4 protein-coding genes and 1 pseudogene are annotated in these 7,361 nt (G+C 62.6%); 3 read left to right on the forward strand and 2 right to left on the reverse strand.

Going from position 1 to position 7,361, the window contains the following annotated elements:
- Positions 1–117: 117 nt before the first annotated feature.
- Both ACW9JE_RS26870 and ACW9JE_RS26875 read right to left on the reverse strand, forming a co-directional pair.
- Complete coding sequence (locus ACW9JE_RS26870) at positions 118–1,053, reverse strand: iron-sulfur-binding ferredoxin reductase (protein ID WP_224539029.1); 936 nt, start codon at positions 1,051–1,053, stop codon at positions 118–120.
- Entirely contained in the window at positions 1,046–2,152 is a 1,107-nt protein-coding gene (locus ACW9JE_RS26875) for a diguanylate cyclase domain-containing protein (RefSeq protein WP_457434479.1), read from the reverse strand. Before ACW9JE_RS26875 ends, ACW9JE_RS26870 begins: the two co-directional genes overlap by 8 nt.
- Before the next feature lie 318 nt (positions 2,153–2,470).
- Between ACW9JE_RS26875 and ACW9JE_RS26880 the strand changes: the two genes are divergently transcribed.
- The 3 genes and pseudogenes from ACW9JE_RS26880 (at position 2,471) to ACW9JE_RS26890 (ending at position 7,308) form a co-directional block, all read left to right on the forward strand.
- Positions 2,471–3,994, forward strand: coding sequence for a fumarate hydratase (locus tag ACW9JE_RS26880; RefSeq protein WP_008061943.1), 1,524 nt, complete (start codon positions 2,471–2,473; stop codon positions 3,992–3,994).
- 227 nt (positions 3,995–4,221) lie between these two features.
- Positions 4,222–5,982, forward strand: a complete 1,761-nt coding sequence (locus ACW9JE_RS26885; protein WP_457434480.1) for an ATP-binding protein — start codon at positions 4,222–4,224, stop codon at positions 5,980–5,982.
- Positions 5,982–7,308: pseudogene (locus ACW9JE_RS26890) on the forward strand (sigma-54-dependent transcriptional regulator). Before ACW9JE_RS26885 ends, ACW9JE_RS26890 begins: the two are co-directional and overlap by 1 nt.
- The last annotated feature ends 53 nt before the right edge of the window (positions 7,309–7,361 follow it).

Raw genomic sequence — 7,361 nt, forward strand, 5'->3', positions numbered from 1 at the left:
ATGGTGTTCCGGAAATTGTGTACACCACAAAACCCTGTGGGAGCGGGCTTGCCCGCGAAGGGCCCCCGCACTGCCGACACAAGACTCAATGTCTGTCATTGCCCTCTAAATCAACACTCAACCACGAGCCAGAAACACATCGGCCAGCAGTTGATTGCGCGGCAATCCCGCCAGATACAGGCGTCGGGCAAAGGCATCGACACTCTCAGGGGCTCCGCAGAGCAGAGCCAGGGTTTGACGGGAAACGAGCCGCAGCTGCGCCAGGGCCGCTGGCAACTCGGCGGAGGTCCACAGCTCGATATCCAGGTTCGGACGGCTGGCCGCCATGGCTTGCAACGGTTTGGCCAGATAATGCTGACTTGCATCATGGGCCAGGTGAATCACGCGGATCGCTCCCTGATGATCATGACGCAACGCTTCGCGCAGCACGCCGAACAAAGGGCCCAACCCGGTACCGGACGCCAACAGCCACAACGGCCGATCGTGCCAGGACGGATCGTAATGCAGAGCGCCGCCGCGCAATTCGCCGAGGCGGATCGGATCGCCGATGTTCAAGCGGCGCGCGGCGTCGCTGAATTCACCGGGCAGGCGGCAATCGAGGTGAAACTCCAGGAAACGGTCGTCCTGCGGCAGGCTGGCGAGGGAATACGGCCGCGCGACATTCCCGGCCCACAACACCAGATGCTGGCCGGCGCTGTAACGCAACGGACGCTCCGGCGTCAGGCGCAAGCGCAGCACGCTGTCGCTCAACCAGTCGACTGCGGTCACTTGTGCCGGGCGCCCGTCCTGCAACGGGTCGAAGGTATGCACATGCAAGTCCTCGACCACCTGACACTGACACGCCAGCCGCCAACCCTGCTGACGCTGCTCCGCGCTCAGGGCATCGGGACGACTGTCGGCCGGCAGGCCATTCACGCATTGCACCAGGCACGCGTGGCAACTGCCGGCGCGACAGCTGTAGGGCACCGCCACGCCATTGTGATTCAGCGCATCGAGCAGATTGCTGCCCGCCGCCACCGACCATTGGCGTTCACCCACACGTAACTCAGGCATCGACGTTTTCCCAGGCAGCCGCACAACGATTTCGCCCATCACGCTTGGCGCGATACAGCGCCTGATCGGCCTGCTGCAGGGCGTCATCGAGATCGTCGCCATGTTCCAGCAGGGTCATGCCGGCGGACAGGCTGAGGTTACGGACATTCAGGCCGATCAACTCGACATCGGTAAACGCGATGCGCAGCCGCTCGCAGCAGGAGGTGAGGCTGTCCGCATCGCAATCAGGCAAGAGCACCACAAATTCTTCGCCACCGTATCGGGCCAGCACATCACCGTCGCGCAGGCAGGCGTTGGCCACACCGGCAAAGGCTTGCAGCACCTGATCGCCAGCTGCGTGACCATGCAGGTCATTGATGCGCTTGAAATGGTCAAGGTCGATGAGCGCCAGGCCATGCACCACACTGGGATCCATCACGTTGAGCTCTCGGGTGGCCAGACGCAGAAAGTGCCGGCGATTGAACAGACCGGTCAATTCGTCGGTGGCCACCAGGTCTTCGAGCTGGCGCATCATCCCGCGCAGTGTGTCCTGGTGGGCCTGCAAGGCAAAGCGGCGCTGGCGCATGCGATGGCGTGTGGCCTGGACATAACCGGCGTAGAGCACCAACCAGACCAACACGATCAACAGCACGCACACCTGCAACGCCGCCAGGGCCGGGTCGGCCAACTGGAAGTGATAACCCTCCCACAGGGTGATCGCACTGAAACTGAAGAACACCAGCATGGCGCAGCGCAGGAACGCGCGTCGGGACAGATGGAACAGCCCGAACAACAGGATCAGCACATAAAAAACCAGGAAGGCCCCGCGGGCGTCATCGAGGTGGGCGATGAGCCAGGTTTGCCAGCCCAGGCCGAGCATCACCTGGGCTTCGGTCAGGCTGGGATCGCCCAGGCGCAGGTTGTAGCCCGAATAGAACACCGCGAACAGCGCCGCCTGGCTGATGACCACCAGCGAACTGCCGACGGCCATGCCCGCCAGCGAATCCTCATAGTGGCCGGTGAAAAACGCCAGCCACACCAACAGCAAAGCCAGGGCATAGGTGCCGGCTGCGAGGGCAAAACGTTTGATCAGCAGACGTTGAATGGCGTTATGGGTCAATCGTTGACTCACCGAATGAAAGGAGGCTGGTAGAGCGTCCTACTCTACAGACCGTATGTCACTTTAGTGGCGTGGCCGATAAATGACCATCCAATTTTCTCCCAAGCCTTACTCCATCCGTGGGGCCATGCGTCATCTATAAGACCAACGATTGACTGCCGGCGGGTGTGCCCTTGAGCGAGGCGCGGTATACTGCCGCGCCTTTTTAGCGTCGCGCCAGCATGCCCGGCGTGCCTTGAAAGGTGCTTGCAACCGACCGATGTACCCAAGCTGCAAGCACCTTATTGAATGTTCCCGTCTTTTAGAGGAGCGCGACTCATGACCGTGATCAAGCAAGACGACCTGATTCAGAGCGTTGCCGACGCCCTGCAGTTCATTTCCTACTACCACCCCGTGGATTTCATCCAGGCGATGCACGAAGCCTACCTGCGCGAAGAATCGCCGGCGGCCCGTGACTCCATGGCGCAAATCCTGATCAACTCGCGCATGTGCGCCACCGGCCACCGTCCGATCTGCCAGGACACCGGCATCGTGACCGTGTTTGTCCGCGTGGGCATGGACGTGCGTTGGGATGGCGCCACCATGGGCCTGGACGACATGATCAACGAAGGCGTTCGTCGCGCCTACAACCTGCCGGAAAACGTCCTGCGCGCTTCCATCCTCGCCGACCCGGCAGGCGCTCGCAAGAACACCAAGGACAACACCCCTGCCGTCATCCACTACTCCATCGTTCCGGGTAACACCGTGGAAGTGGACGTGGCGGCCAAGGGCGGCGGTTCCGAGAACAAATCGAAGATGGCCATGCTCAACCCGTCCGACTCGATCGTCGACTGGGTTCTGAAGACCGTTCCGACCATGGGTGCCGGCTGGTGCCCACCGGGCATGCTGGGCATCGGCATCGGCGGCACCGCCGAGAAAGCCGCGGTCATGGCCAAGGAAGTGTTGATGGAATCCATCGACATTCACGAGCTCAAGGCCCGCGGCCCACAGAACCGCATTGAAGAAATGCGTCTGGAGCTGTTCGAGAAGGTCAACCAGCTGGGCATCGGTGCCCAGGGCCTGGGCGGCCTGACCACCGTCCTCGACGTGAAGATCATGGACTACCCGACCCACGCCGCCTCCCTGCCGGTGTGCATGATCCCGAACTGCGCCGCCACCCGTCACGCACACTTCGTGCTCGACGGTTCCGGCCCGGCTTCGCTGGAAGCGCCACCGCTGGACGCCTACCCGGAAATCGTCTGGGAAGCAGGTCCGTCGGCTCGCCGCGTCAACCTCGACACCCTGACCCCGGAAGAAGTGCAGAGCTGGAAGCCGGGCGAAACCGTCCTGCTCAACGGCAAAATGCTCACCGGTCGCGACGCTGCGCACAAGCGCATGGTCGAGATGCTGAACAAGGGTGAAACCCTGCCGGTAGACCTCAAGGGTCGCTTCATCTATTACGTCGGCCCGGTCGATCCGGTGCGCGAAGAAGTGGTTGGCCCGGCTGGCCCGACCACCGCGACGCGGATGGACAAGTTCACCCGTCAGATCCTTGAGCAAACCGGTCTGCTGGGCATGATCGGCAAATCCGAGCGCGGTCCGACCGCGATCGACGCGATCAAGGACCACAAAGCCGTTTACCTGATGGCAGTGGGCGGCGCGGCTTACCTGGTGGCGCAAGCCATCAAGAAATCCCGCGTGGTGGCGTTCGCCGAACTGGGCATGGAAGCGATCTACGAGTTCGACGTCAAAGACATGCCGGTGACCGTAGCGGTCGATAGCAAAGGCGAGTCGGTACACATCACCGGTCCTGCCATCTGGCAGCAAAAGATCAGTGAAAGCCTGGCGGTAGAAGTGCAGTAAGCATTTCGACCGCCCCGAAAAAGGCGACAGGGGTTATGCCCCTGTCGCCTTTTTTATTACCTGAAATTACCCGATTGCCTTGTGCTGCATCGCACCGGCCCTTATCTGTGGCGGCCGAAAAAAGCGACCAACAGATTTCAACCTGCGGCAGCGTATTCAGGGCGCGTGATGACGGACGGGGCCCATGTTATGGTGCGCCCCCTCCGTACCCCATGTGTAATGCCTGCATGTTTCTGTCCTCCCGCCCCCTGCGCATTGCGCTCTATACACTGTTGATCATCGCCGGCGCCGTCATCGCCGCCACCCTGGCGATGCGCCACACCGTGCGCCAGTCCATGGTCGAAGACGCGGCCCGGGCCAATCAGCAATTGGGTCTGTATGCCACGTCCCTGCATACCCTGATCGATCGCTACCGCACCCTGCCCTCGGTACTGGCGCTGGACCCGCAATTGCGCAACGCGCTCAGGGGCTCGGTCAGTCCCGAACAACAGGATCTGCTGAACCGCAAGCTGGAACAAATCAACGGCGCCGCCGAATCCTCGACCCTGGAATTGCTCGACCGCACCGGTCTTGCCGTCGCCGCCAGCAACTGGCGACTACCCAGCAGCTACGTCGGCCACAACTATGGTTTCCGACCCTACTTCAACCAGACCCGCACCCAGGGCACCGGACGCTTTTATGCCGTGGGGGTGACCAGCGGTATTCCGGGTTATTTCCTGTCCAGCGCGGTGACCAGCGACGATGGGCAGTTTCTCGGCGCCATGGTGGTGAAGCTGGAGTTTCCCGATCTGGAACGGGAATGGAGTCAGGGCAACGACACCCTGCTGGTCAGCGACGCCCGTGGCGTGGTGTTCATCGCCAACCAGCCGGGCTGGCGTTATCGCCTGCTCAAACCGCTGAATGACCAGGATCACAGCGAACTCAAGTCCACCCGCCAGTACGACAAACAGCCGCTGACACCGCTGGAATATCAGTCGCTGCGCCACTTCGACGAAAACAGCGAGCTGGCCCGCGTACAAGGCCCGAACGGTCAGGCGGATTACCTCTGGGAATCCCTGCCACTGGCGGCCGAAGGCTGGACATTGCACCTGCTGCGCCGCCCGCAGGTGGCGTTCGAAGACAGTCGCAACGCCGCGCTGGCCGCCGCCGGCCTGTGGCTGACGCTGGTGTTCCTGCTGCTGTTCCTCAACCAGCGCTGGCGCCTGGCGAAAATGCGCCAGCGCAGCCGCGAGGAACTCGAACAGTTGGTGGAAGAACGCACCCGCGACCTGCGCACCGCCCAAGAGGGATTGGTGCAGTCGGCCAAGCTGGCCGCCCTCGGACAGATGTCGGCTGCCTTGGCCCATGAGATCAATCAGCCGCTGACCGCGCAGCGCATGCAACTGGCCACCTTGCGCCTGCTGCTCGATCACGGCCGCGTCGATGAAGCCTACGCGGCACTCAAACCGGTGGACGAAATGCTGACCCGCATGGCCGCCCTCACCGGTCACCTGAAAACCTTCGCCCGCAAAAGCCCCAGCGGCTTGCGCGAGCGCCTCGACCTGGCGGCGGTGGTCGATCAATCACTGCAACTGCTCGACACCCGTCTGCGCGATGAACAGGTCAGCACCGTGCTGCACTTGACCCGCCCAGCCTGGGTGCGCGGCGATGCGATCCGTCTGGAGCAGGTGCTGATCAACCTGCTGCGCAATGCAATGGATGCGATGCAGGACAAACCCTGCAAGCGCCTGGAAATCCGCCTCGAAGCCGACGAGCAGATCTGGCGCTTGAGCGTCATCGACAATGGCAGCGGTATCGCCGAAGAAAACCTGCCGAAGGTGTTCGATCCGTTTTTCACCACCAAGCCGGTGGGTGATGGACTGGGTATCGGCTTGGCGGTGTCTTTCGCTATCGTGCATGAATCGGGCGGACGCCTGACGGCCGATAATCATGGCAACGGCGCGGTGTTTGCCATGACCCTGCCCATCGATCTGGAGGCCCACGGTTAATGCTCAACTCAGTGATGGTGGTCGACGACGAAAGCAGCATTCGCAGCGCCGTTGAGCAATGGCTGAGCCTGTCGGGGTTCGAGGTGCAGTTGTTCAGTCGCGCCGAGGAATGCCTGGCGCAGTTGCCCAGGCATTTTGCCGGGGTGATTCTCAGCGACGTGCGCATGCCCGGCATGAGCGGTCTGGAACTGTTGGCCGAAATCCAACGGCGCGATGCCGACCTGCCTGTGATCCTGCTGACCGGCCACGGCGACGTGCCGATGGCGGTCGATGCCATGCGCGATGGCGCCTACGACTTCCTGGAAAAACCCTTCAGCCCCGAAACCTTGCTCGGCAGTCTGAACCGCGCGCTGGAAAAGCGCCGGCTGGTCCTGGAAAACCGCGCTCTGCACGAACAGGCCGACAATCGCGCCAAGCTCGATGCCACGCTGCTGGGCGTGTCCCGCGGCCTGCAAACTCTGCGCGGTCAGGTGCTGGACCTGGCGGCGCTGCCGGTCAATGTGTTGATTCGGGGCGAAACAGGTAGCGGCAAGGAGCTGGTTGCCCGCTGCCTGCACGACTTCGGCCCCCGTGCCGACAAACCCTTCGTCGCCCTGAACTGCGCGGCGATCCCCGAGCAATTGTTCGAGGCCGAGCTGTTCGGCCATGAGACCGGGGCCTTTACCGGCGCCCAGGGCAAGCGCATCGGCAAGCTCGAATACGCCGACGGCGGCACGCTGTTTCTCGATGAAATCGAAAGCATGCCCCTGGCGCAGCAGGTGAAATTGTTGCGGGTGTTGCAGGAACAGAAGCTCGAACGCCTGGGGTCGAACCAGAGCATTCGCGTCGACCTGCGGATCATCGCCGCGACCAAGCCGGACTTGCTCGACGAAGCCCGGGCCGGGCGTTTTCGCGAAGACCTGGCCTACCGCCTGACCGTCGCTGAACTGCGCCTGCCGCCGTTGCGTGATCGGCGCGAGGATATTCCGCTGCTGTACGAGTCCTTCGCCCGCAATGCCGCCGAGCGTCTGGGCCGAAGCTTTTTCGCCCCTGAGCGGCCCGCAGTTGAGTCACCTGCTGAGCCACGACTGGCCGGGCAATGTCAGGGAGCTTGCGAACATGGCCGAGCGTCAGGTACTGGGGCTTGGCGAGCCGGTGCCGGACGGTATCGAGCCGGGACAGTCGCTGGCGGCGCAGCAGGAAGCCTTCGAAGCCCAGTGCCTGCGCTCGGCGCTGACCCGGCACAAGGGTGACATCAAGGCGGTGCTGGAAGAACTGCAACTGCCGCGTCGGACCTTCAATGAAAAGATGCAGCGGCATGGGTTGAGTCGGGAGATGTTTTTGTAGTGACCGAGCGGGCCTCATCGCGGGCAAGCCCGCTCCCACAATGACCGAGTTGC

The sequence above is a fragment of the Pseudomonas sp. SDO55104_S430 genome, assembly GCF_054070595.1.

Coding starts and splice junctions, on each gene's coding strand:
- ACW9JE_RS26880 (WP_008061943.1), top strand. CDS start 2,471: ATGACCGTGATCAAGCAAGACGACCTGATTCAGAGCGTTGCCGACGCC.
- ACW9JE_RS26885 (WP_457434480.1), top strand. CDS start 4,222: ATGTTTCTGTCCTCCCGCCCCCTGCGCATTGCGCTCTATACACTGTTG.
- ACW9JE_RS26870 (WP_224539029.1), bottom strand. CDS start 1,053: ATGCCTGAGTTACGTGTGGGTGAACGCCAATGGTCGGTGGCGGCGGGC.